Annotated in this window: 17 protein-coding genes; 13 read left to right on the top strand and 4 right to left on the bottom strand. The window is 49.1% G+C overall.

Going from position 1 to position 25,137, the window contains the following annotated elements:
* The first annotated feature begins 13 nt into the window (after positions 1 to 13).
* From BOC67_RS22340 to BOC67_RS22310, 7 genes are all read left to right on the top strand, one after another.
* Positions 14 to 3,577: a SusC/RagA family TonB-linked outer membrane protein gene (locus BOC67_RS22340; protein ID WP_291913836.1), complete on the top strand. Its 3,564-nt coding sequence runs from the start codon at positions 14 to 16 to the stop codon at positions 3,575 to 3,577.
* 19 nt (positions 3,578 to 3,596) lie between these two features.
* Positions 3,597 to 4,949: a RagB/SusD family nutrient uptake outer membrane protein gene (locus BOC67_RS22335; RefSeq protein ID WP_291913834.1), complete on the top strand. Its 1,353-nt coding sequence runs from the start codon at positions 3,597 to 3,599 to the stop codon at positions 4,947 to 4,949.
* A 29-nt stretch (positions 4,950 to 4,978) separates the two neighbouring features.
* Entirely contained in the window at positions 4,979 to 6,958 is a 1,980-nt protein-coding gene (locus BOC67_RS22330) for a TlpA disulfide reductase family protein (protein ID WP_291913832.1), read from the top strand.
* The gene (locus BOC67_RS22325) at positions 6,955 to 8,031 is read left to right on the top strand and encodes an alpha/beta fold hydrolase (protein ID WP_291913830.1); all 1,077 of its coding nucleotides are present in this window, start codon (positions 6,955 to 6,957) and stop codon (positions 8,029 to 8,031) included. Before BOC67_RS22330 ends, BOC67_RS22325 begins: the two co-directional genes overlap by 4 nt.
* 177 nt (positions 8,032 to 8,208) lie before the next feature.
* The gene (locus BOC67_RS22320; protein WP_291913828.1) at positions 8,209 to 8,670 is read left to right on the top strand and encodes a response regulator; all 462 of its coding nucleotides are present in this window, start codon (positions 8,209 to 8,211) and stop codon (positions 8,668 to 8,670) included.
* Positions 8,671 to 8,684: 14 nt separating this feature from the next.
* On the top strand, positions 8,685 to 12,524 hold the full coding sequence (locus BOC67_RS22315) for an ATP-binding protein (protein WP_291913826.1): 3,840 nt from the start codon (positions 8,685 to 8,687) through the stop codon (positions 12,522 to 12,524).
* Positions 12,525 to 12,648: 124 nt separating this feature from the next.
* Entirely contained in the window at positions 12,649 to 14,382 is a 1,734-nt protein-coding gene (locus BOC67_RS22310; RefSeq protein ID WP_291913824.1) for a hypothetical protein, read from the top strand.
* A gap of 26 nt (positions 14,383 to 14,408) precedes the next feature.
* On the opposite strand, the gene BOC67_RS22305 is transcribed toward BOC67_RS22310, so the two are convergent.
* Entirely contained in the window at positions 14,409 to 14,648 is a 240-nt protein-coding gene (locus BOC67_RS22305; protein WP_291913822.1) for a hypothetical protein, read from the bottom strand.
* 180 nt (positions 14,649 to 14,828) lie between these two features.
* Here BOC67_RS22305 and BOC67_RS22300 point away from each other — a divergent pair, with 180 nt between their 5' ends.
* From BOC67_RS22300 to BOC67_RS22280, 5 genes are all read left to right on the top strand, one after another.
* Positions 14,829 to 15,833 carry a DUF2157 domain-containing protein gene (locus BOC67_RS22300; RefSeq protein WP_291913820.1) on the top strand — a complete coding sequence of 335 codons (1,005 nt, stop codon included), beginning with the start codon at positions 14,829 to 14,831 and terminating at the stop codon, positions 15,831 to 15,833.
* Positions 15,820 to 16,911, top strand: a complete 1,092-nt coding sequence (locus tag BOC67_RS22295) for a hypothetical protein (RefSeq protein WP_291913818.1) — start codon at positions 15,820 to 15,822, stop codon at positions 16,909 to 16,911. Before BOC67_RS22300 ends, BOC67_RS22295 begins: the two co-directional genes overlap by 14 nt.
* 74 nt (positions 16,912 to 16,985) lie before the next feature.
* A complete protein-coding gene (locus BOC67_RS22290; protein ID WP_291913816.1) occupies positions 16,986 to 17,441 on the top strand; it encodes a hypothetical protein in 456 nt (151 codons plus the stop codon).
* Position 17,442: 1 nt separating this feature from the next.
* On the top strand, positions 17,443 to 17,862 hold the full coding sequence (locus BOC67_RS22285; protein ID WP_291913813.1) for a hypothetical protein: 420 nt from the start codon (positions 17,443 to 17,445) through the stop codon (positions 17,860 to 17,862).
* A 38-nt stretch (positions 17,863 to 17,900) separates the two neighbouring features.
* Positions 17,901 to 20,171 (top strand): hypothetical protein, encoded by a 2,271-nt coding sequence (locus BOC67_RS22280; RefSeq protein ID WP_291913811.1) that lies wholly within the window; start codon positions 17,901 to 17,903, stop codon positions 20,169 to 20,171.
* 127 nt (positions 20,172 to 20,298) lie between these two features.
* Here the strand turns inward: BOC67_RS22280 and BOC67_RS22275 are convergent, their stop codons facing one another.
* Together BOC67_RS22275 and BOC67_RS22270 are read right to left on the bottom strand one after the other, a co-directional pair.
* The gene (locus BOC67_RS22275; protein WP_291913809.1) at positions 20,299 to 21,036 is read right to left on the bottom strand and encodes an SDR family oxidoreductase; all 738 of its coding nucleotides are present in this window, start codon (positions 21,034 to 21,036) and stop codon (positions 20,299 to 20,301) included.
* Positions 21,037 to 21,175: 139 nt separating this feature from the next.
* Positions 21,176 to 21,934 (bottom strand): LuxR C-terminal-related transcriptional regulator, encoded by a 759-nt coding sequence (locus BOC67_RS22270; protein WP_291913807.1) that lies wholly within the window; start codon positions 21,932 to 21,934, stop codon positions 21,176 to 21,178.
* Positions 21,935 to 22,063: 129 nt separating this feature from the next.
* On the opposite strand from BOC67_RS22270, the gene BOC67_RS22265 reads away from it, so the two are divergent.
* The gene (locus BOC67_RS22265) at positions 22,064 to 22,618 is read left to right on the top strand and encodes a hypothetical protein (protein WP_291913805.1); all 555 of its coding nucleotides are present in this window, start codon (positions 22,064 to 22,066) and stop codon (positions 22,616 to 22,618) included.
* Between the two features lie 75 nt (positions 22,619 to 22,693).
* Here the strand turns inward: BOC67_RS22265 and BOC67_RS22260 are convergent, their stop codons facing one another.
* Positions 22,694 to 24,379, bottom strand: a complete 1,686-nt coding sequence (locus tag BOC67_RS22260) for a beta-xylosidase (RefSeq protein WP_291913803.1) — start codon at positions 24,377 to 24,379, stop codon at positions 22,694 to 22,696.
* Positions 24,380 to 25,137 lie beyond the last annotated feature (758 nt).

The raw sequence follows: 25,137 nt of genomic DNA, 5'->3' as shown, positions 1-25,137 counted from the left end.
ACTAAAGTACGAAATGACAAGAAAAATTGTTGTAGTGCTACTGGCATTGCTATGCCTGAACTATGCCTTGCCTGCCCAGACCAACGATGCAAGGGTGACGCTGCACCTGAACAAAACCACCGTAAAAGAGGTGCTGCGGCAAATGCAGCTGCAAACAGGCAAATACTTTGGGTACCAGTCCAAAGAGCTGGAAGGATTGCCAGCAATTCAGTTCGATTGCGATAATGAAACGCTCGGCAATGCACTCTCTAAACTGTTGGAAAATACCGGGCTGCAATACACGATCAAAGGCAACAACGTCCTGATCAAAAAACGCACGGATGCCAAGCCGGCAGACAAGCGCATAGAAGTGACCATCGTAACCGGTAACGCCGTCCGCACTATCAGCGGGCGGGTTACCAACCGCGAAAAACAGGGCATTCCCGGCGCTTCCATCTATGGCATCGATTCTAAAAAGATGGCCTTCACCAACGATAATGGCGAATACTTCATCCAGCTGCCGGAAACAGAAACCATGCTGTCCTTTTCCAGCCTGGGCTTCGAAAACAGGAACGTCATGCTGGGCGGCTCCCGCCAGGTGGACGTAGAGCTGAAAGAGCGGGTAGGTAACCTCAAACAGGTGGAAGTAGTTTCCACCGGTTACGTCAACCTGCCTAAAGAACGCGCTACCGGCTCCTTCGGCGTAGTGACCGCTAAAGACCTGGAAAAAATACCCGTGCCCAACGTACTGCATCGCCTGGAAGGGCAGGTGCCCGGGGTACAGCTGAACCTCACGGAATCAGATAACAGCTTCGTATATTCCAACCTCGCCGGCGACGTGCAGGGAAACAATAGCTATTCCATCAACATCAGGGGGACATCTACCCTCAGCAATAACGGCGTTAACAACAAGCCGCTGGTAGTGATAGATGGCTTCCCTTCTGAAATGGATATCCGTACTATCAACCCCGCCGATGTAGAACAGATCACATTCCTGAAAGATGCCGCGGCTGCCTCTATCTGGGGCGCAAGGGCCTCCTCCGGGGTAATCGTAATCACCACTAAAAAAGGTAAATCCCAAAACGGAACGCCGCAAATATCCTTCACCGCAGGGGCCAGCACAAATGGGAAACCACGGCTCTATGCGCTGCCGCTCATGAACGCCGCGCAAATGATCGACTATGAGCAGGAACTGGTTAATAAAGGATTTATCCGGGATTCGAAAAGTTTGACCGGAAGTTCCCAGGTACCTATGAGCCAGGCGGTAGACTGGATGTTCCGGCTCAAGCGGGGAGAGGTGACACAGGCCCAGCTGGATAGCGCTTTCAGCGTGCTCAAAGGGCGGGACTCCCGCCGCCAGGTGATGGACTACCTGTTGCAGCCTGCCTCCACGCAACACTACGATGTAAATATACAAGGCGGTACCGACCGGCACACCTACTTTATCTCCGGCGCATACGACCGGGAAAATACCAGCACCAAAGGCAACTTCGGAGAGCGTATGACCCTTTCCGTTAACCAGGACTTTAAGTTCTTCAAAAACATTACCCTTTCCGCCAACCTCCGGGGAAGCTGGTTTCGCTTCAGCACTGGCAATGTAGGCTACGGCGCTTATGCCCGCGGCTATTCGCCCCTGATGCCTTATGACCAGCTGGTTGATGACAACGGTAAGAGTGTGGATTACTCCCGCAACTACTACTCCGGCCGCCTCGATCAACTGGAAGCAAAAGGCTACCTGCCCTGGCGGTACAACTACCTCAACGAGCTCGCCAATAATGATAATACAACCAACGAAGCAAACTATGCTGCTACGCTGGGTGTAAACATCCCCTTGTATAAAGGGCTTTCCTTTAACGCCCAGTACATGGTGGAACGGGCTTCCAGTAATAATAAGATCTATTACAATGATAGCACCTATTATACCCGCAACCTGATCAACAGCGCTACCTCCGTTGGCGCAAACGGAAAACTCGTATATGGGATACCGTTAGGCGGCGTCATGCGCACCAACGATTATTCAAAGAATAATTACAGCCTGCGCGGACAGCTGAATTACGACCGTAACTTCAACAACCGGCACCAGGTCAATGCGCTGGCAGGTATGGAAGCGCGGCAAACCATCGATGGCTTGTACGGGAATACCGTTTATGGTTTTAATCCTGCTACGCAAATGAGTAAACCGGTGGACTTCGTAACGCCGTACATCACCGTGGATGGCGCTTATCAGACGCTGTACAACCCATTTACCTATTCCAATAAAAGAAAGAGATTCCTCTCGTACCTCGGTAATTTCTCCTATACCTACCTTGGGAAATACACCCTCTCCGGGAGTGCGCGATATGATGATTATAACAACTTTGGGCTGGCAAAAGAATTCAGGGCGCGTCCCTTCTGGTCCACCGGTATATCCTGGGCCGCTTCCCGCGAAGATTTCCTGCAATCTGTTTCCTGGCTGAGCAGCCTCACCGTGCGGGCAACCTATGGCATCAACGGGAATATCAGTTCTTCCGCCCTGCCTTACGACCAGATATACCTGATCACAAGCGCCTATGCGCCGCCGTATGATCCGTATGCAGGTTTCCTGGCGCCGGCTAATCCTACCCTGCGTTGGGAACAGACGGGCGTTTACAATGCAGGCATCGACTTTGCCCTGTTTAATAACCGCTTAAACGGCACGCTGGAATATTATTACAAGAAAGGAACGGACCTCTTTGCCCTCTTCCCAATTGATAATACCCTCGGTTTCGACAACCTGACCCGCAACACTTCCTCGCTGAGCGGCAAGGGGATTGACATTGGTATTGGCGGCGTGATGATGCGCAGGAAAGATTTTGAATGGTCCGCGCGCTTCAATTTCTCCTATAATACCAATAAGGTAACGGATGCCCGTTATAATGTGACCAATAGCCTGCTGCAGTCTGCCGGTATGAGCGGCGGGCCTATCAAAGGATATCCAACGGATTACCTGTTTGTATTCCGTTATGCGGGATTGGATAAGAACGGCAGCCCGCTGATCCTGGGTGCGAAAGGGGATACGCTGAGTATCTACCAGTCCGTCACATCCATCGATGCGCTGAAACTGGCAGGGCGCATCACGCCTGAATATTACGGAAGCCTCGCCACCACGCTGAAATACAAAGGGCTGTCCCTCTACATCATGGCTACTTACAAAATGGGTTACGTGTTCCAGCGCCCCGTACCTACGGACTATCCCGGCAGGTATGGACTCACAGTGCTGGATTACATTGACATTACGGCGGACCGCTGGCGCAAGCCCGGCGACGAAGCCAGCACCAATGTGCCTGGAATAACCGGCAACAGCGGTACAGGATTGGTCCGCTTCGCCAATGCCGATATCAATGTGCTGCCCGGTGATCATATCCGCCTCCGGGAAGTATCGCTTACCTACGATGTGCCGGTAAGCGCCTTCCGCCGGCTGCCGGTGAAAGGGCTTTCCGTATCAGCCGCCGGCCGCAACCTGGCGATGATATGGGCAAAGAATGACCTTGGGTACGATCCGGATTTTCCACCTTCCATCCGTAACCTGAAAGTGCCGCCATCAGCCTCTTACAGCTTTTCCCTGAATGTTCGTTTCTAACCAGCAAACAACCAGATTAATGAAAAAGATTCAAATATGCTTACTCCTGGCCGCTGCCCTGCTGCAAAGCTGTAGTAACTATACCAATATAAAAACGGAAGGCGCGCTCACCCCGGGGGATTATGTGAATTACCGCTACCTGATGAACAACATGGAGCTATTGGAGCGCTCCGTAGACATACCGGACTTTACTTCGGACGATGCGGAATATAATACCTTGCAGCTGCAACAGTCCCTGGGCGCAGCTAACCTGCGCGCCTACACGTGGTCGGAGCAATTCTTTGATGTAAATACAGCGGATCCCGATTGGCGTTTGTCCTATGCGGCTTTATACCCCGCTAACCTGGTCATCCAGGATGTGATGAAGAGCAGCGGCGGTACCATCTCCCAGAAAAAACAATTGGTAGCGGAAGCCCGCGTACACCGCGCATATAGCTATTTCACACTGGTAAACGAATATGGTAAACAGTATAATGAAGCTACCAGCGCTACCGACCCCGGCGTACCGCTAATTACCGCGGCGGACGTTAGCATCACACCGGTACGCACCAACGTAAAAGCAGTGTATGACCTCGTTATCAGCGATCTGCAAGCTGCTATCCCGGACCTGCCACCGTTGAACACTCATAATATCTACCCTTCCAAAGCCGGCGCCTATGCTTTGTTTGCACGCGTGTACCTGCAAATGGGGAAATATACGGAAGCAGGATTGTATGCGGACAGCGCCCTGGCTTTACAGCATCAGCTGATCGACCTGGCGAAGATTACGGCCGTGCCGTTACGGCTGGATAACCCTGAAATTATCCTTTCCAAAAAGGCAGGCGCCAGCCATACTTACGGCGCCATGCAGGTCCTGAGCAGCAGCCTGCTGGCGCTGTACGACAAAAAGGACCTGCGCTATACCCTCTTTACAACGGATTATGTAAATGGTGGCGTTACTTACCGCACCAATAAAGTGGAAAGCATCAATTATGAAACCCGCAACATCGGCCCCGGTGTGCCTGAAATGCTGCTGATCAAGGCGGAGACGCAGGCCCGTGCCGGCGATGCGGCGGCTGCAATAGCTACCATCAATACCTTGCGCCAGAAGCGCTTTGCCGCTGCGGACTATATAGCGTTAACTGCTACAGATAAGGACGACGCATTGCGGAAGGTGATCGCGGAAAGAAGGCGGGAGCTTTGCTTCAAATGCCTGCGGTGGTTTGATATGAAACGCCTTTCAAGCGAAGCAGCTTTTGCCCAATCGCTCACCCGTACGGACTTGGCCACCGGCCAGTCCACCACGCTGACGCCGGGCAGCAACCGCTACGTATTTCCAATTCCTGCTTACAATATTCAGCTGAACCCCGCTTTGGAACAGAATCCAAGGTAGTGGCCCCGGCAAACGGAAACCATGCTATTATGAACAAGTACTTTAAAGCGCTGCTGCTCCCCCTGGTCCTGACAACAGGGCGCAGCCTCGCGCAATCCAATGTTAAATTTCTGCCCGAAAAGCCCGTTGGCGGCGATACCGTACAGATATACTATAACCCGGAGCATACCGCGCTGAAAGGCCTGGCGCCGGTAAATGGCGTCGTATGGGTGTACGCCGGCAATCAGTGGATGGCGGACGATGTACGGATGAAAATGACAGATAGCGGCTGGATAGGCAAATACCGCCTGCCTGAAAGAGCTGCGTTTATGGTAGTGGATTTCACCGCCAACGGCCAAACGGATAAAGGTGGAAAACTAACCTACTCCACGATGTTGTTTGATAGTGCCGGCCGCCAAATGCCTGCTTCGTATTACGCCTGGGCTACCTTGCGCGCGGCGGACACGCATCCCGTGGCCCGTGTGGCCGTGGAAGATTCCGCCCGGATCAGCAGCGAAGTGGGCGTTTTCTGGATGAATACGGAGTTAAAGTATTTCCCGCAAAGCCGCCGCAATATTTTCTACGGCGCTATGGAACTGGTGAAAGCCTATCGGGGGGATAGCGCAGCCCCCATAATCCGCCGGGAAATTGCCGCCCTGAGCGGAGTAAAGGATATAACGGAAACGGATATGCGAAATATCAGCAAAGCTTACCTGAACTTGCTGGGCGACAAGCGCGCAGCGGATTCCGTCAACCGGCTCATTATCGGAAAATATCCGGATGGCATTACCGCAAGGGATGAAGCCATTAAAGAAATGTTCCATGATAGTAAACGCCGGCTGGAACGCTGGGATGCATTCGTGAAGAAATTTCCGCTGGAAAAATTTGAAGACCTGCAAACTGATATAACGGACCTGTACTATTCAAAGGTTTACAGGAGCGTGGTGTACGAACGCATGCGCCTCAACCCTTCGCTGAAAGCGCTGGATGATATGATGGCCCATGCGCCGCTGGTCTGCCTGACGGAGTTTCACCGGCTGCTGATAATGGGCGCTTTGTCCCACAACCAGCTGAAGCCGGAAGAAGCTTTTCCTTATTCCACCCAATTGGTGAATTATATCGAAAACTATGCGTATCACAAACGCGGGGAATACAGCCAGGCTTATAGCCCGCTGCAATGGAAGCAGTATGTATTATCGCTGGCTGTACCTGCGTACATGGGCCACGCCAGCCTCCTGCAGCAGAAAGGCCAGGTTAAGGAAGCATTGCAATGGATGGAGAAGGTAAAGGACCAGCCACTGGCTCAGCGCCCTGACTTTCTGAGTCAATATGCCGTACTGCTGGATGCCGCCGGCCGCACAAATGAAGCTTTGCAAATAGCGGAAAATGCGACGCACAACAACGGCGCCAGCCCGGAGATCATTGCGCTGCTGAAGAAGGATTATGTGGCCAAACATAAAAATGATAAAGGTTTTGACGCCTGGTTCCAGGGACTTAAAAGCACGGAGGTGCTGAACAAAGAGCGGGAAGCCATCCTGGCGCACATGATCCGCAAAACCGCGCCGCCCTTCAAACTGGAGCAGCTCGGCGGAGGTACGGTGGACCTGGCAAAGCTGAAAGGAAAGATTGTCGTACTCGACTTCTGGGCTACCTGGTGCGCGCCTTGTAAAGCGGCAATGCCAGGCATGCAGATGGTGGTGGACCATTATAAAAATGATGATAGTGTTGCCTTTTATTTTATTGCCACCCAGGAAACCAAGCCAGGGTTCAGGGAAGAGATCAAAAAGTTCCTGCAGGAAAAGCATTTCAACATGAATGTCCTGATTGACGCCAGGAGCAAAGGATCGGAACAGCTGGATGATACCTACAAAAACTATGTAGGAGGAATGGGCTTTTCCGGCATTCCTGCAAAGTTTATCATTGACCGGCATGGTATGATCCGCTGGCTGGGAAGTGGCTACAATGGCAGTCCCAGCGCCCTGGCGGACGAAATCGCATTCATTATTGAACTCCTGAAGAAAGAAGGATGAAAAAAGGGATCGTATGTGCATTGCTTGCCTGGCTTTGTATGAACAAGGCAAACGCACAGGCAAGCCGGGAAGTGTATTTTAACAATGAAGACAGTATCCGTTTTGCCGGTACCTTAACTATGCCGGCGGGAAAGGCAAAGGTGCCGGCGGTGATCTTACTGAGCGGCACCGGCAAACAGGACCGTGATGGTACCATGGCTGGCCATAAGATGTTCAAAGCCCTCGCGGATTCACTCGTCGCGCTGGGAGTAGCAGTGCTGAGAACGGACGACCGGGGGACTGGCAAAACCAACGGGGTCTATGAAACGGCTACTACGGAGGATTTTGCAATGGATGCGCTCGCGGCGGTACGGTTTTTAAAAGCGCAGCCCCGTATTGATAATGTCGGGCTCCTGGGGCACAGCGAAGGCGGCGCTGCTGCCATCATCGCAGCAGCGTCCTCAAAGGACGTAGCTTTTCTCGTCACTTTGGCCGGACTGGCAGTAAGCGGGGTAGATGCGTTGAAATATCAGAATAACGCGTTGATTGAAGCCGCTCCTATCTCTCCCTATGATAAAAACAGGCACCGCACAATTACCACCCGGATGTTTGATACCGTTTACGCCTACGCCTGTACGGAAAAGCTGGAAGCCAGGCTCCGCAGTACCTATGCTGCATGGAAACATGCGGATGACAGCGCTTATGCAGCGGATAAAGCAGGGCAGGAGGATCATATGCGCTTCTTTCTGGAGTCCTACATTACCCACGCAACTGGCCGCTGGTATCAGTGGCATATCAGGTACGCTCCGGAGAAGTACCTGCAGCAAATAAAAGTCCCTGTACTGGCTTTAAATGGCGATAAAGACATCATGGTGCCCGCAGGCCCTAACCTGTCCAATATCAAAAACACCTTACATGCAGCAGGTAACTATCACGTACAAACGAAAGTTTTGCCGGGGTTAAACCACCTGTTCCTGAAATGTAATTCCTGCACCAACCAGGAATTACCGCAATTGCAAGGAGATTTCGATCCTGCGGCATGGCAGGTCATACGAGAATGGTTTGAAACAATAATTATTTCTAAACTCTCATAAGCAAACAGGGCCGGCAGGTTTTTACCTGCCGCACTTTTTTTACGCCCTTCAACCCCATTTTCCCAATAATAACAGGCTCATCAATTTAACTTGTTTCCTTATTTGTAAATACCTATATACCAATAATTAATATGTTGTCTTTGTACACTTTGTATATCCTTATGCTTATATTTAATTATGCAAAGTCCAAAAATCCAACTAATTCTTGCAGATGATGACCAGGATGATTGTTTGCTGATAGAGGATGCACTTACAGAATTGCCCCTGGATTTTCAATTGCTGATAGTACATGATGGAGAAAGTTTAATCAATTGGTTACATGATCATGAATTACCCGATGTGCTGTATTTGGACCTCAATATGCCCCGTAAAAGTGGGGTGGAATGTCTGCATGAAATAAAGTCAGACGACAGGTTGAAAGTAATCCAGGTAGTGATTTGTTCCACCTCCCTGGAAGAAGAAATCGCCGACCTGGTTTATAAGCTGGGCGCTTGCTTCTACATCAAAAAACCTACAGATTTTACACAGATAAAAGAAGTATTATACCGGTCATTAAACTATATCAGGGAACACGAACGGGAACGCCCTTTGCGGGAGGAATTTGTATTAAGTGGTGACGTTGATAAATCAATCATCTGAATATGGGGCAATCTATGTCCGTGAATAGACGGGAAAGCAAAGGATTACCGGCGTCAGCAGGCGCGGGTAATTTTTTATCCGGTGGGGGTAATATGGGAGAGATGATGCGCAGGTTTGACTGGGAGCATACGATCCTGGGGTCGCCGCTATCGTGGGAACTGCCATTGAAAACATGTGTGCGGATTATGCTGACATCCCCTCAACCTATGTTCATCTGGTGGGACAAAGAAGCCCTTATCAATTTATACAATGATGCCTATGCCGTATTTCTCAACTCCAAACACCCGGAAGCATTGGGCAGGAGTGGAAAAACTGTATGGTCGGAGGTCTGGGAAGAATTACAACCCAAAGTGGATAAAGTCTTCGCCAATGAGGGAACTTACGATGATGGCGCCATGTTTATCATGCATCGCAAAGGCTATGCAGAAGAGACTTACATTAAATTTTCCTATAGTCCCATTGCGGGAGAAGATGGAGTGATAAAAGGGTTGTTCTGTGTCTGTGAAGATGAGTCAGACAAAGTGATCAGCACCAGGCAGCTGGCTACCCTGAAAGAGATGGGCGCCGTGCACTACGAAAGCCGCATGACGGATACCCTGTACCAGGAAATTATCAATTCCATCGGGACCAACAACAAGGATTTTCCTTTCGCCGGAATTTATGAGATCAGACAATCGGATACCAGCGTGCGGCTTAAAGCGGCGGTAGGCATTAATGCCGGCGCCCAGGTCTTACCACCGGATTTCAACATCGCTGGTTCAGATATCGTCTGGCCGCATATGCTGACGGCTATCCGGGAAAACAGGATCGTGGTTTCACCTTTAATGCCGGATCTGCCGGACCTCCCAACAGGGTTTTGGAAAATTCCGCCCAGGCAGCTCGCGTTTATCCCCATCGGTATAGGAGGCAATGATTATCCTTATGCGATCATAGTCGCAGCATTGAACCCATACCGGTTGTATGACGACGTTTACAACCAGTTCTGCGTATCAATTGCGGAACGCTTGTCCCTGGAGCTTAATAAAATGCATATACTGGATCAGGAAACCAAACGCGCGGAAGCGCTGGAGGAAATTGACCGGGCTAAAACGGTATTCTTTTCCAATATCAGCCACGAGTTCCGGACGCCGCTCACGCTTATGCTGGGATCCCTGGAAGCATTGCTGGAAAAAGGGAATACGCTTACAATCCAGCAACAGGGAAACATAGACGCCTCCCACCGGAATGCCCTGCGCATGCTAAAGCTGGTAAATACGCTATTGGATTTTAGCCGGATTGAAAGTGGAAAAATGCAGGCTAATTTCACAAAGGTGGATATAGGCATACTCACCCAAAAGCTGGCCAGTAACTTCACTACATTAATGGAAACGGCTGGCCTGCAATACCATATTCACATAAATAATATCGGCCAGGCGGTGAGTGTGGATATTAGCATGTGGGAAAAAATATTGTTCAATCTCCTCTCTAATGCGTTTAAATATACCTGGAAGGGAGGCGTTACCGTAGTACTATCTGTACAAGGCACTAACCTGGTGTTGGAAGTAGCGGATACCGGCGTGGGCATCCCGGCAGCAGATCTTCCGCGGATATTTGACCGCTTTCACCGCGTGCAGGGCAGTACCGGCCGCAGCTATGAAGGAAGCGGTATCGGGTTATCGCTCACCCGCGAACTCGTACTCTTTCATAAAGGGGAGATAACCGTGGAAAGTAAAGAAGGAATAGGGTCGGTTTTTCGTGTAACCATCCCCGTAGATAAGGAACATCTCAGTCAATCCCAGGTGAACACCGTGCTGGCGTTCCCGGATACCATTACGGATATGTATGTGGAGGAGGCGACGGATATGTTGCGCAGCATGCTGCTGACAGACCGCGTTTTGCCGTCTGCCGGGCGCCCGGATACCACCAGGGATACGATTCTGATAGTGGACGACAATGCAGACATGCGCCAGTATTTAAAAGTGCTGCTGGAAAGCGATTACAATGTGATCAGCGCTGCCAACGGGTTGGAAGCCCTGATTAAAATCCGGCGCAAACAGCCGGCGTTGGTATTAACAGATGTGATGATGCCTATCATGGATGGCGCCCAGCTGCTCAATGAAATTCGCAGCAGCCCGGCTACCGCTTCGCTGCCGGTAATCATCCTCTCCGCCCGCGCCGGGGAGGAATGCCGTATGGAAGGGTACGACATGGGCGCGGATGATTACCTCATAAAACCTTTCTCCGCCAAAGAACTGCGCTCGCGGGTGGCCGGTCAGATTAAAACGCATAAGATCCGGGCGGCCGCGCAATCGCAGCTACACAATATTTTTAAAGTAGCCCCCGCGGCCATTGCAGTAATAGAGGGCCCTGAATTCAGGTTTATACTCGGCAATGCTGCTTATCAGAAAATGGTCAACCGTACAGAGGTAGAGCTGATCGGGCATACCGTGGAAGAAGTGTTCCCGGAGGTGGGCGGCCAGGGCGTACTGGAAATCTTAAGGCAGGTGTACGAGTCCGAACTGCCGCTGGCCATGAACGAATTCCCGTTGCGCCTTAACCTTCCGGAGGAAGGAAAAAGGCAAATGCACTATTTTAATTTCGCTGTGGAACCCCTGCGCAAACCTACGGGGGAAATGTATGCCCTGCTGGTGCTGGCAGTGGATGTAACTAAGCAGGTGCTGGCCAACAAAAAAATACTGGAAAGTGAAAAGAAGTTTAGCCAGCTCGCCAATGCAGTGCCACAACTGGTATGGATTGCCGATAAAGAAAAACAACCGGTGTACTTCAATGACCGGATCAACGAATTTGCAGGATGGGAAAAGCGGGAAGATGGTAGTTATGATATCACTGCGCTCATCCATCCGGACGATCTTCCTTTTACCATGCATGAATGGGCTGCTGCAGCGGTGGATAAAACGATTTTCGAAAGTGAACACCGGGTGCTGCTGAAAAATGGCGCTTACCGCTGGTGCCTGACACGCGCTTATCCGCAGCTCAGCGAAGCCGGCGATATTGTGAGCTGGTACGGTACCACCACGAATATTCACGGGCAGAAGTCATTTGCCGCAGAACTGGAAAAGAAAGTAAACGAACGTACCGAGGCGCTGCGCCTGGCCAATGAAGAACTGGAATCTAAAAATATTGAGCTGTATCGCCAAAACCAGGAGCTGGCATCGTTTAACTACATCGCCAGTCATGATCTCCAGGAGCCTTTGCGTAAAATCCAAACCTTTGCCAGCCGCATTATCGATATGGAAGAAACGCGGTTGAGCGACCGCGGAAAAGATTTCCTCTACCGCCTGAACAGTGCGGCAGCGCGCATGCAGCAACTCATTGCCGACCTGCTTTCGTTTACCCGTTTGCGTGGAAATGCAGACAATCAGTTCGAAGTCACCAGCCTGGGGGCGATTATAGAAGTGGTGAAGTCGGACCTGAGTGAAGTAATAACAGAAAAGAAAGCCAGTATTATTCTAAAAAAGGATTGTAGTCCCCGCGTTATCCCCGTTAAATTCCGCCAGCTGATGCAGAACCTCTTCAGCAATGCGCTCAAGTTCTCACACCCCGATGTGCCGCCGGTGATAGAGGTGAATTGTGAAACCATGGATAACAGGGATAAACTATTGCCGGCATTTCCCCTGCATACCCCCGTATGCCATATTGCAGTGCAGGATAACGGCGTAGGCTTCGAGCAAAAGTTCAGCGCCCGTATCTTTGAGGTATTCCAGCGATTGCATGATAAAGCCGCCTACCAGGGTACCGGAATCGGACTGGCCATTGTAAAAAAGATAGTGGAAAACCATGATGGCGTGGTAACAGCAACGAGCGAACTGGGTAAGGGCGCCCGGTTTGATATTTATATTCCGGTGAGAGAGTAATCAGCTCTTCCGGTTATGGCAAAATTTGTTTAATTTAGGCATACCAGCAAGGAAGTACCCCAATCCCCGATACCACGGATCTGCGAGAGTAGATATTGTTTCCGTCAACTCCAAAATCTCCATCATGAAAAAGGTTTGTTTTTCAGCTATTTTCATTCTATTCCTCATTGCCTGCAATAATTCCCGCGAAGTGAAACAGCAGGAGGTAGCTGACACGGTCGCTTCTTTCATCAAATGCAATGTGCCCCGCACCACGGATAAAGACTGGTTTACCAGCGGCCGTAAAGCGCCATTGTTCCAGGGGTTGCAAGGTATAGACTTCCGCATCACTACCAGTGTGCCGGAAGCGCAAACGTATTTTAACCAGGGCATGATGCTCGCCTATGGCTTTAACCATGCCGAAGCTGCCAGGTCATTTTTTGAAGCTACCCGGTTGGATTCTACGTCCGCCATGGCTTACTGGGGCTTTGCCTATGTACTGGGCCCCAATTATAACGCAGGTATGGAAGAGGATAATTTCCAGCGCGCTTATGAGGCAGTGCTAAAAGCCCAATCATTATCCACACAGGCAACCCCTAAGGAAGTGGCGTTGATCCGGGCATTGGCCGCCCGCTATGTGCAGGACCCGCCGGATAACCGCGCTCCGCTGGACAGTGCCTATGCCGCTGCCATGAAAGGAGTGTATGCACAATACCCGGATGATCCCGACGTAGGCGCGTTATATGCCGAAGCCCTGATGGACATGCATCCATGGGATCTCTATGATAAAAAAACAAAAGCGCCCAGGGCCTGGACGCCGTCATTGATAAAGATCCTGGAACATTTGATACAGCAACATCCCACTCACCCGGGAGCGCATCACTTTTATATACATGCGCAGGAAGCCTCCTCTACCCCTGAAAAGGCGCTGACAAGCGCCAGGCTGCTGGAAAAATTGGTGCCAGGCTCCGGCCACCTGCTCCATATGCCTTCGCATATCTATATCAATACGGGTGATTACCATGAAGGTTCGCTGTCAAATGTACATGCCCTGGAAGTAGATAGCATATATACGGCCGCATGCCACGCGCAGGGCGCTTATCCATTGTCCTACTATCCCCATAATTATCATTTCCTCGCGGCCACGGCTACCCTGGAAGGGAATACTGCGCTGGCCTGGAAGGCGGCTACGCAGCTGCAACGGCATATTTCCCCGGAAATAATGCGCATGCCCGGATGGGGTACGCTGCAACATTATTACACCATTCCGTATTATATAGCTGCCAAACTATCCATGTGGGATACCGTTATGGCTATCCCTGCGCCGGAAAAGGATCTGGTATATCCCCGCGCTATTTGGCATTACGCCAGGGGTATGGCCTGTCTTGGAAAGGGGGACCTCCCCAATGCCCGCAAAGAGATGGATAGTCTTACCCGCCTGAGTGCCGATACCATCCTGCAACACCTCAGTATATGGAATATCAATACCACGGCCGATCTGGTACAAATAGCCTCAAAAGTACTTTCCGCCGGCATTTTCGTACAGGCCAGCCGGTTAGATTCCGCAATTGTTGCCTTGAAAGCAGCGGTGGCTATGGAAGATCAGCTGAACTATAACGAACCGCCGGATTGGTTCTTTTCAGTACGCCATCACCTGGGAGCGGTGCTGCTCAAAGCCGGTAAGTACAAGGAAGCGGAGGAAGTATATCGGCAGGACCTGAAGGTCTGGCGCCGCAATGGCTGGGCGCTGATTGGCCTGCACCATGCGCTGGCTCAGCAGGGTAGGGCGGCCGCTGCTAAAAAAGCGATGGGGGAGTTTGAAATAGCTTGGAAGTATGCGGATAGCCGGATTATGGGATCATCCACTATGGTGGAATGACAGGCAGGCAGGTATCAAGTCCCCGTCTATTCTTCAGCAGCTGTTGAATTTTTATTGCCTTCTCTCTTCTTGCCCGGCGCAGCCGGCTTTTGAGCGGAGGCTTTTTTCTGCAGCTCCGTATTATATTCTTCTTCCGCAATGGCAATCATCATATCGAGTATGGCCGCTTTTTTCTCTTTCTGATCCGTTATTTGCTCTCTTTGTTGCTTTAATAATCTTACCTCCAGTTCCAGTTCCTGGAGTTTTTGTTTGGTTGTTTTGGACATGGTCATTCTTGGTTGAGGTGATGGATCTAATTTACAAAATTTACTGATTGCTACCGGGTTAGGTAAATAATTTAAATATGGGTTGGGGGGAGACGGAAAACTTATCGAGTAAAAAGGTACCCTTATTTTAATAAACCTGAAATGATGGAATCCTGATCAGAAAATCCTATTTTTCCGGCCATGAATATCCATTTGTTCGAAAAAATGCAGCAGGACGGGCATCTGTCCCAGGCATCGGCCGAAAAGCTCCGTAATGCCGCTGCAACTAAGTTGTTTAGCCTCCATTGGGAACTGAAGACCATACTGTACCTGGGCGTATTGCTGCTAAGCGGCGGACTCGGCATACTAGTGTACAAGAATATTGACACCATCGGTCACCAGGTAATCCTGGCTGCCATTGCTGCCGGCTGTGCAGGATGTTTTTACTATTGTTACAAGCACCGTAATCCTTTCAGCTGGCAAAAAGTGGCTGCCCCCACCCCTTTTTTTGATTACATTTTGCTGCTGGGTTGCCTGCTCTTCATTACATTTATTACCTATCTGCAAGGGGCATATGCCGTATTCGCCAATCATTATGGCACAGTGGCTTTCATTCCACTGGTAGTACTTTGGTTCAGCGCATATTATTTTGACCATATCGGAATACTGAGCTTAGCCATTACTAACCTGGCGGCATGGCTGGGTGTGAATGTTTCGCCCTACGGCATTACGGAGGATATTTTCCTGAAAGACGGGCGACTGATCAATACCGGTGCATTCCTGGGAATAGCCCTGTGCGTGGCCGATTACCTCAGCCACCATTTCAATAAAAAAGCGCACTTCGGATTTACCTACCGCAACTTCGGAACGCATATAATTTTCATTTCCTGCCTGGCCGGTATGTTTAGTAGTGGTATCGGATTGTCCATCTCGGAAGGCAACCAGTACTTTTTGTGGTTTACCATACTGGTAGTGGGCGCCTGGTGGTTTTTAAAGGATGCTTTTAAGCACAACAGCTTTTATTTCCTGCTCATCGTTTCCCTCTACAGTTATCTGGGCGTAAGTTATGCGGTTTTACATTTATTAATTTGGGTAGATGATATAGGCGCTTTTTATGCAGGCATACTGTATTTCATCGCTTCCGCCATTGCGCTGATCGCTTTCCTTGTAAAGGCCAATAAAAAGATTAAACATGCTGGCTTATAATAAATCGCAGCTCGATAACCAGGAGGTGGTAGCAGCTGCTGAAAAAGCATATAAACATCAATACATCACAGTGGAGGAAAAGGATAGCATCCTGGCCGCGTACCCGGTGGAACTATACACACCGAATATCTTCCTGCGTATTGGTATCTTCATTCTTACAGGTATCATTTGTTTATTTTCCCTTGGGCTGTTGGTGCTGATGACGCTCGACAGCAATGATAAGGAAAAAGCTTTCGGAGCGCTGCTGGTCTTCTTTGGCGTGGCGGGCTATATTGCCGGAGAATTGTTAATCAAAGGGAAACATCACTATAAGTCGGGCGCTGATGATGCGCTGATTTACTTCAGCGCTATCTGCATTTATTCCGCTGCTGTAATATTCTATGACCAGCCTTACAACGAGCGTGGCCTGTCTTTAGTGGCGCTGGTATTGGGCATTTATGTGAGTCTGCGCTTTGCCGGTATGCTGGCTACCGCGGCTGCATACCTGGCCCTGATGTACTTCCTTCTTAACGTAACCCACAGCCCCTGGGTGGGGATGGCGGCGTCCCTGGGCTGTTACCTGCTGGCCCTCCGCATCAAAAATAAATACTACGAAAATAATTCCCTCGTCTTGCAGGCTGCGTCCTTACTGGGGCTGTATGCTGCAGGCAATTATTATGTGGTGCGGGAACATCTGGAGATAGTACAACCTATATATTGGATTACTACGGCGCTTCTGCCTTTGGTTTATATTTTCCTGGGCGTTTATAAAAAGGACAGGGTGCTGCTTCGCGTTGGGCTGGCACTCGTCGCTGCTGCCGTATTTACCATACGGCATTACAACAGCGTGGCCCCGCTGGAGGTGGTGATGACCCTGGGAGGGCTGGCCATGATTGCCATTGCGTACGGACTAATCCGTTACCTGAAAACACCCCGGAATGGGTTTACATCGGAGGAGCAGGAAGAAGATCAGGAAGCTGCACTGCAATTGGAATCGCTGATCATAGCGCAGACGTTTAACAGAGGCGGCGCTCCCCGGGAGGGAATTGAGTTTGGCGGCGGTACCGGCGGCGGGGGAGGAGCGTCCGGCGAATATTGAGTATCAGGGAATGGCCGCGTTTGTACCTTTTTAATCTTGACATAACCATATATTAACCCGAAAACATTATCCATATGGCAATTGAAAAATACCTTGATTTACCCGATGAGATTTATGATAAATTTGATGCGTTAAGCGATGAAGCCTACGAAGACTTTGTAAACAAAAAATATCAATCCTCCTTCGAAAAGTATGAACGCTGCCTGGCCATGATCCCTGAACCGAAGAAGGATTACGGCGATGCCTCCAATGTGATCGAATGGATGGTGGAAAACTACCTTAAAATCGGGGACTACCCCAATGCAATAAAATGGGTGGAAGACCTGGGAAATTACCTGAAGAATAAAGATATCCTGGGAGACTGGGAGTTCCTGAAAGGTAAGGTGTACTACGAAGCCGGTGACCCGGAAAAAGCCCTGGAAAACTTCCGGGTTGCCCACGACAAAACTAAGGGAAGCTGCTTCGAGGAACAGGATAAAAAATATATCACCTTCTTTAAAAATCCGGCCAAATACACCGGTAGTAAATAATATGGAACTGGCTGACGATATTTATGACCGTATTGTAGCCCTCTCTGTCGAAGGGGATACTTTCGCGGAGAATGGGGAATATAACGCAGCGCTGGATCAATACCAGCAGGCACTGGACCTGTTGCCTAATCCTAAACTGGATTGGTCCGCAGCCACCTGGCTTTATACCGCAATAGGCGATGCGCATTTCAACCTGGAAGATCTCCACGCTGCCATGGACGCCTACCAGCAAGCCCTTAAAGCGCCTGACGGCATTGGAAATCCTTATATCTGGTTCTGTATCGGGCAGGTGTACTATGCCTGGAAACAGTTAGACCGGGCCAAAGAACATTTTATGCGGGCGTACATGCTGGATGGAGAAGATATTTTTGACGGCCAGCCGCCTGAATACTTCGAACTTCTCCGTAATGAGCTAAAATAAAAATTACATCATCCACATACGGTAAACTGATTACCACTATGAAAGCGGCAGGTATCCTTATTTTCTTATGCGCTGCAGTCATTAACGGGCTTGCCCAGGCAGGGAAAGCCACTTTAGATCAACTGGCCGCACAGCTGCACGCCTGCGTGCCAAAGCAAGGTATTACTACCATATACCTCAAAACTGACAAGGATATTTATGCCAGCGGGGAGGATCTGTGGTTCAGCGCATTCGCGTTGGACGGGCAATTTTTTACCTTATCGCAAGCAGATAAAACCCTGTATGTAGAACTGCAGCAAAAGAATAATGACAGTATTGTCTGGAATGAAATGTACCCCATCAGCAATGGCCTGGCTTCCGGCCACGTGTACTTGCCGGAAACATTGGCGGAAGGAGAGTACTTGCTGAAAGCATATTCAGCGCATTCCTTCTTCAGCGGGCAATCCAGGATGTATGCAGTAGCCGGGCTACAGGTGGTAAAGGAATATCAGTCCATCCGCCGCCGTAAATCACCCGAACCAACGCCGTCCGGGGCACCGCTGCAATTCGGCGTTTTCCCCGAAGGCGGAGAGCTAATAGCCGGCCTGCAAAACCTCGTAGCCTTTAAGGCAGTAGGCCCTGACGGTGATCCGGTGGAGGTAAAGGGTACCCTCGTCAAAGCTGATAAGCCAATCTGCCGGTTTAAAACTACCCATGCCGGCATGGGCCGCTTCCTGTTTACGCCGGAGAAGCAGGCCGTTTATCATATCCGGCTGGATGAATATCCGGACAGTACATTCCCCGTGCCGCCTGCACAGGAGAATGGCATATTACTGCAACTGGAAAAACAGGAAAAAGATAGCATCGCTTTTAAACTACTGTCTAACCAACCCGGCAAAACAACAGTTTACCTGAGGTTGCAGGTACGCGGTATGACCCAGGCAGTAGCCAGCGCTATACTGGCCGATAGCGTCACTGTAAAAATACCCCTGGCGGATGTTCCTTCCGGTATAGCAGAAGCCACGCTCTTTGATGATCAACTGCGCCCGCTGGCGGAACGCCTGGTATTCCTGCGCCCGGAACAGCGCTTAAACGTCAGCATGCAGGAAATGAAGCAACAATACCACCCCCGGGAAAAAGTAACATTAAAAATAAAAACTACCAATGCGGAAGGCAAGCCGGTACCCGCTGTACTGAGCCTGACGGTACATGACCGCCTGTTCGGCAATCCCCGTAACGGCCGCGATATCCTGAACTACTACCTCTTATCCACCCAGTTACGGGGCAGGATATACGATCCTTCCTATTATTTCGATGATACGCATACAAACAGGCTGGAAGCGCTGGACCTGCTGTTATTATCCCAGGGGTGGCGGCAATATACCTGGAATGAAACCCTGCTAAAGGAGAACAGCCGAACTTATCTGTTGAGTGATAGCCTTCCATTGCAGATAACCGCCGTGAAAAAAAGCGGAAAAGAAAAGTACACGGCCTCACTCATGGTGTTCAATTACAACCGCCAGGTTATGTCTGTTGTAATGCCCGACAGTAACGGCTTGTATTACCTAAGCCCGGAAAACCTGGCAACAGCCCCCCGTTTTTTTATCCAATACTTTTCAGAGAAAGATCATAAAATTCAGGTCTTCAATCCATTCAAAACTATAAATGAAGCGGAACTGGCGCACCATCCTGTATATCTGACAGCGGAAAGAAGCGCTCCCCCGCAGCATCCCGCCATGGATACCGGTTTTCTGCAATACGGGCAGCGCCTCCGGGAAGTAACTGTGAGCGGAAAAGGTACCGGCTTTAGTGACAAATACCTCGGTGTGCTAGATAGTATTGCAAAGTACGAAGGCGTGGCGGATTACGTAGGCGCTTGCGGTATGCTTAACTGCCCTGTATGCATGCACGGTACCAAGCCGGTAGAAGGTAAAACCTACTCAGAGCTAAAGCCGGAAAGAAAGGGGCAAATACCGCCGCATCCATTCCGCTTCGGTCCGAATGATGTGCAAAAAGTCGTTTACAGCTACCCGAAATATTCCGAAGAAGAACTGCTTAAGAAATTCCGGTTAACCGTAACAAAAGGGTACTATCAAAGCAGGAAATTCTATGAGCCTGAATTTGACAGCGTAGACTATGCCGGAACGGATATTCGTAACGTGCTGCTGTGGAAACCTGTAATTGTAACAGATCAAAGCGGAGAAGCAACGGTAAGTTTCCATTGTTCGGATATACGTGGCGTATTTCAGGGGATAGTAGAAGGGGTGAATGAAGTAGGGAACCTTGGCGTCGGCAAGTTTCAATTTAGTGTGAACAGTACAAATAAATAGCTGGTTGCTATTCTGCCCTGTATGCATGCGCGGTACCAAACCGGTAGATATTGTAGAAAAGCAGCCGGAAGGTTGCCAGGCGCTTTCCTATATTTATCCATTTGCCAGAACGCCCGGATACAGCGGATTACCACGGCATAGGTCCCTCTTCGCCAAAATACTGGCCGGTAGGGCCGTTTGCATCCAGCATAGCATATTTGGCCAGGTTAATGCAATTCTCTGCGGCGGATTTGCCTCCGCTATGACCATTGAAATCTGTAGAGGTCCAGCCTGGTGTAACGCAATTAATCTTAAACCCTTTGTCTTTATACTGGTAAGCTAATGCAACCGTGTAAGCATTTAATGCCGTTTTTGAAGGACCATAGGAGATTGACTTTGCCTTGTACAATTCCCAGGATTCATCCTGGTGTTTCGTCAAGGAAGCAAGGTCGCTGGTGATGTTTTCAATCACTGCGTCGCTTGGCCGCTGCTCAATATTGTAATATGGTTGCAGCGAGTGAAAATAATTCAGTAATAAAGGCACACGCGGCAGTTTTAGCACACGGGATCCCTTATAAATTCCCCTTGCAGTCAGTTGCAACGCTGCGCTCATATCCAGTAACGTATCGCGGTCCAGCCGTACTGTGACTACAATAAACTCCCCGCCTGGCGGCGGAATCTTAATGAACCTGCCTAATTGATCCTTTGCAAACAGCCTGATATCGCCTGCTTTAAATAAATGCTTGTTGTCGTCTTCATAAAATTCCTGGGAGCCGGCCAGTAAATAGCTCAGTGCGTGTTCTGCTATAAAATGTTCGCCTTCCTTGTTGATAGTACTGTAGGAGTAATAAGCAATCCGGGAACGTTGGATGGTCAGCTTGTCCATAATTTATTGCATCGCTGCGTTTATTGACAACCCAAAAGTAGTACATAAACTGATGCAACAGGTTTGCTGATTGGCTCAAATTGGTTTGTTGGTTAGCTCAGTTGCCGGCTGGCCGGGTTTAACAAAATTGCGGCCCTCTTTAAATGATTCCCATTAGCATTGCAGCGTGGCAGGCCTCAGCGGAGTTCTTGACACACAACTTCTCAATGATATTCTGCCTGTGTCGATCCACCGTGTTTTTACTGATGCACAGCTTTTCAGAAATCTCCTTGCTGGCACTGCCTTTGGCAATCTCCTTCAGGATTTCAGCTTCCCGTTTTGTCAGTATGTTTTTAAAACGGAGGTCCGCACCGGACAACACTTCACCGTTGCTGGAGTTGATAATTACACCAGGCATTACAGCATCGCCGTAATTGGATGAAGTGAAGCTGTAAATGTTTAACGCAAGTTGGATGCTATCCGATGATGATGCATAATAAACTTTCAGTTCCAGCGGGATATAGGATTGATTTTTCGCCCTCGCTTTTATTTTCATGACGAGGTAATAATTTAGTCGGTCCTCCGGAGGCTTACTTTTAATATAATGAAAGAGCTTCAGTTCCATAGCCTGCTTCGCCCTGAGGTCATCCGGATGGATGAAGGTAAGAATGCTTTCTTCCCATACAGCATCCTGGAGTTCGGTGGTCATTTTTTCTCCAATGCCAAGGTAGGCAGACAATGCCCCATGATATATATAGCTCTTTCTGGTCTTTAAATCTGTCAGCACAGCAGTTGAATTTTGTAAGACAGAAAAAATGAAAGCTACATGTTTGTACTTTTCCAGGGACATCTTAGGGTCAAGCTCACTGTCAAAAGCCTGGTTGAAAACTTCATTAAGAGAAGGAGTGGCTTTCTTCATAAAAATGGTCATTTATTACTATTTCTGTTCGCACGGGTACAGGATATCTTTGCGAAGGTAATTGATAATTCAGTTTCTCCATAAAAACAACCACCACGGAATCAAAGCGATCCATATAAAATTGCGGATATGATTATAAAGCAAAAGATCAGGAACATTTCAACAAGAGTACCCGTTTGGGTTTCCGCCATACCCATGGTCATTTTATTTACAATACTAACATTTGTGCTCATTCCAAATTTGCAGAAATTAATTGGAAACATGCAACTGTTAGACACAAGTTTTGGCGGCTATGATGCAGCGTATGTGCATCAGTTGTTCGATAAACTAGGAAACAATGGGAGGAAAGCCTATCTGTCAATGGAGTTATTTGCCGACATCCCTTTTATATGCTTATATGTCCTCACTTTTACAACGATAATTATCAGGTTGCTGCTAAAAAATGATCAATGGAACAGCGTCCTTAGCTACAGCTTATTGTTGCCTGTGTTCGCCGGCATTTTTGATCTTATTGAAGATATTGGAATTATCGGTATGCTTGTAAATAAGGAATTAATTTCAACGGGTGTTTGGAAACTAACTGCTGTTTGCACGAATCTTAAAGGATTGCTGCTGGGACTAACTTTCCTGGCCATGCTATTACAGTTGGTGGGCCTGGGGCTTAACCGCATTAGAAAATATTGACAGCCCGTTGGATGCCGGAATAACACCTGAAGAAAAAAACCTGCAGCAATAGCTGCAGGGTAGTAAATTTATACATTACCACGTTAATTGCAGCAACGATACTCCCTGTCCGGGAAGGTCTGTATTTAAAACAATTTCGCCGTTACGGGGAAGCACCCATTCCGGTGAAGTGATGGCCTCCAGTTGCCCGGCGCGTTCCAACCGGGCAATTTGCTGAGCATCGGGTTGCTGTGGCGATCCCATCTTTTTCCATACCTCATAAGCGTTGCTATGGGAGGCGTCGATCCGGTAATGTTTCAGTAATACACGGGTGGCAGGCAACCCTTTTACTTTTATTTTTACGGGAGATGCCTGTGCAGGAATGATATTGTCGTCGTGATAATTCCACACCATTACGCTGGCGCTATGCGCATCGCCGGAAGCCAATGCATTCACATCCCGTTTGGCTCCCCGTACGCTGCTGTCGAGTATCTGCCGGTAATTGTAGTTCGTTTGCCCGCTTACTTCCAGTCGCTCGCCCTGCATCAGGCCAAACATGCGGAACACATTCAGCACCGGTTTATCCACGCCATTGGTGGCAAGGTCACGGAAGCCCGCAAACCAGGGCTGGTTCTCAAACTCAAAAGCCCAGGTTACCGCGCCTGCCAGGTTGATACCGCGGGCGGCCGCCAGGTCGTACTTCCGCGCAAAAGAAGCTGCTGTATAGCTGGAATACATAGTGCCATTGCGGTAAGCATTGGAGGGGTGAGTCGCTTCGGAGCAGGCAGCGCATCCTTCAGGATCCGATTCGCCGATAATCACGGGCAGCTTTTTCAGCGATGGATACCCGGCTATTATTTCAAAGCCTTTGTCAATATCCCGCAGCTGCGCAGCGATATTCATCTGGACATGGCCATCAACCACCTTGGGCGAGCCTTTGGCGTGAAAAGTGATCACATCCAGCGGCGCCCCTGTTTTTCCCGTGGCGTAATTCTTTCCGCTTACAACGTGATCCAGGAAGGCTTTGAGGAACTTCGCCGATACATCCCAGTTGGGGCCTGTCACTTCCGGTCCGCCGATCCTGGCAGTGGGCAATGCCCGTTTTACTGCGTCGGCAGTGTAATCATACAACTTAATGTACTCTTCTGTAGTGCCTTTCCAGTAATCGATATTCGGCTCGTTCCATAATTCCCAATACCAGTTTTCCACTTCTGCCTTGCCGTAACGCGCCACGGAATGCTTCACCCATTCATATACCAGCGCGGCAAATTTTTTATAATCCTTCGGCGGATAAGCCCAGCCGGTAAACATATCATTAAACTTGTCCGGCTGCCAATGATGCCGGTAAGGCGATGGTTTTACAGACAATGCTTCCGGCATAAAACCTATTTGCGCAATGGGTTTCATGCCCCGCTCTATAAACGTGTCGAATATCTTATCGATGATGGTCCAGTTATACACCGGGTTGCCATTGGCATCTTCCGTATAGGCGTTGGTAGAGCCCCATTTCAATGCGGCTGTGCCATCACCGGTTACCAGTAAACTATGTACGCGCACATATACCGGCACTTTGCTTAAAGCGGCAATTTCTGTGAGTAATTTCTTTCCGTCCTTCATATAGGTATAGTTCGGCTCATCGTAGCCAAACCAGGCCCATATTGGTTTTAACGGCCCTTTACTTTTGCGGGTATCCACACTCATTAACAGGGTGTCCTGCCCGTTTCCACGCAATGCGGGTAACAGCATCAGGAGGATAGAAAAATGTAAGAGGTACTTCTGCATGATCATTTATTACGGGTGATATAAAAATTACGGTACACGGGTACCGTGGTGTTAACTGTCTCTTAAACCATCGACGGTTACTTTCGCGCGCATCCTGCTACAGGGTGGTAGCCGCATGCTTTATACTCACAGGGTTTGCGAACAAGGTACAAAATCAATGGTAGAGTTGCGGCATATATCCTGCATCGCGGATATAAGGCTATTGCCCGCTACTTTCATATCGAATCATGCTGAAAAAAATAAATTGCTGCCCGGGTTAGTTAAGGCTGACAGCATCTTTAAAACAGACAGGAGTTAAACGCGTAACTAAAAAAAACAGCGCGTAAATCAGGAGAGAAAACCCAAAAATCCGGGCATAAAAAAACCGTCGCTAATCTACTGTCTTTCAAATAGTTGCGACGGTTTTAAGTACCCCAGATGGGAGTTGTTTGGCACAAATAGTCTCTTTTTTATCTGAAATCCACGTATTATGAAACGCAGATCGTCTGGACACAGGCTATAAATTTTTTAAGCCATTACAATAAGTTTAAAGAGAATAGACAAGTTCCTACCTTACTTTAGAGTAGGAACTGCTATGTAAAGTACATAAACAAGTGAGATTTGGGAAAGTGAAAAATACTTTTAGTGAATAAAATCTGATCAGAAATTATCTTTAAGGGACTGTCTCACAAAGTGTGTAAACTTTAAAACCGGGGAATCAAATTGATAATTATATTCTCACCCTTTTATCAAATATAGTTAAGAACTGATTTAGGATC

This window comes from Chitinophaga sp. CB10, assembly GCA_001870995.2.
GTDB lineage: Bacteria > Bacteroidota > Bacteroidia > Chitinophagales > Chitinophagaceae > Chitinophaga.
Note: the sequence above shows the minus strand (reverse complement) of the source record. Positions and strands in the feature narration are given on the sequence as shown.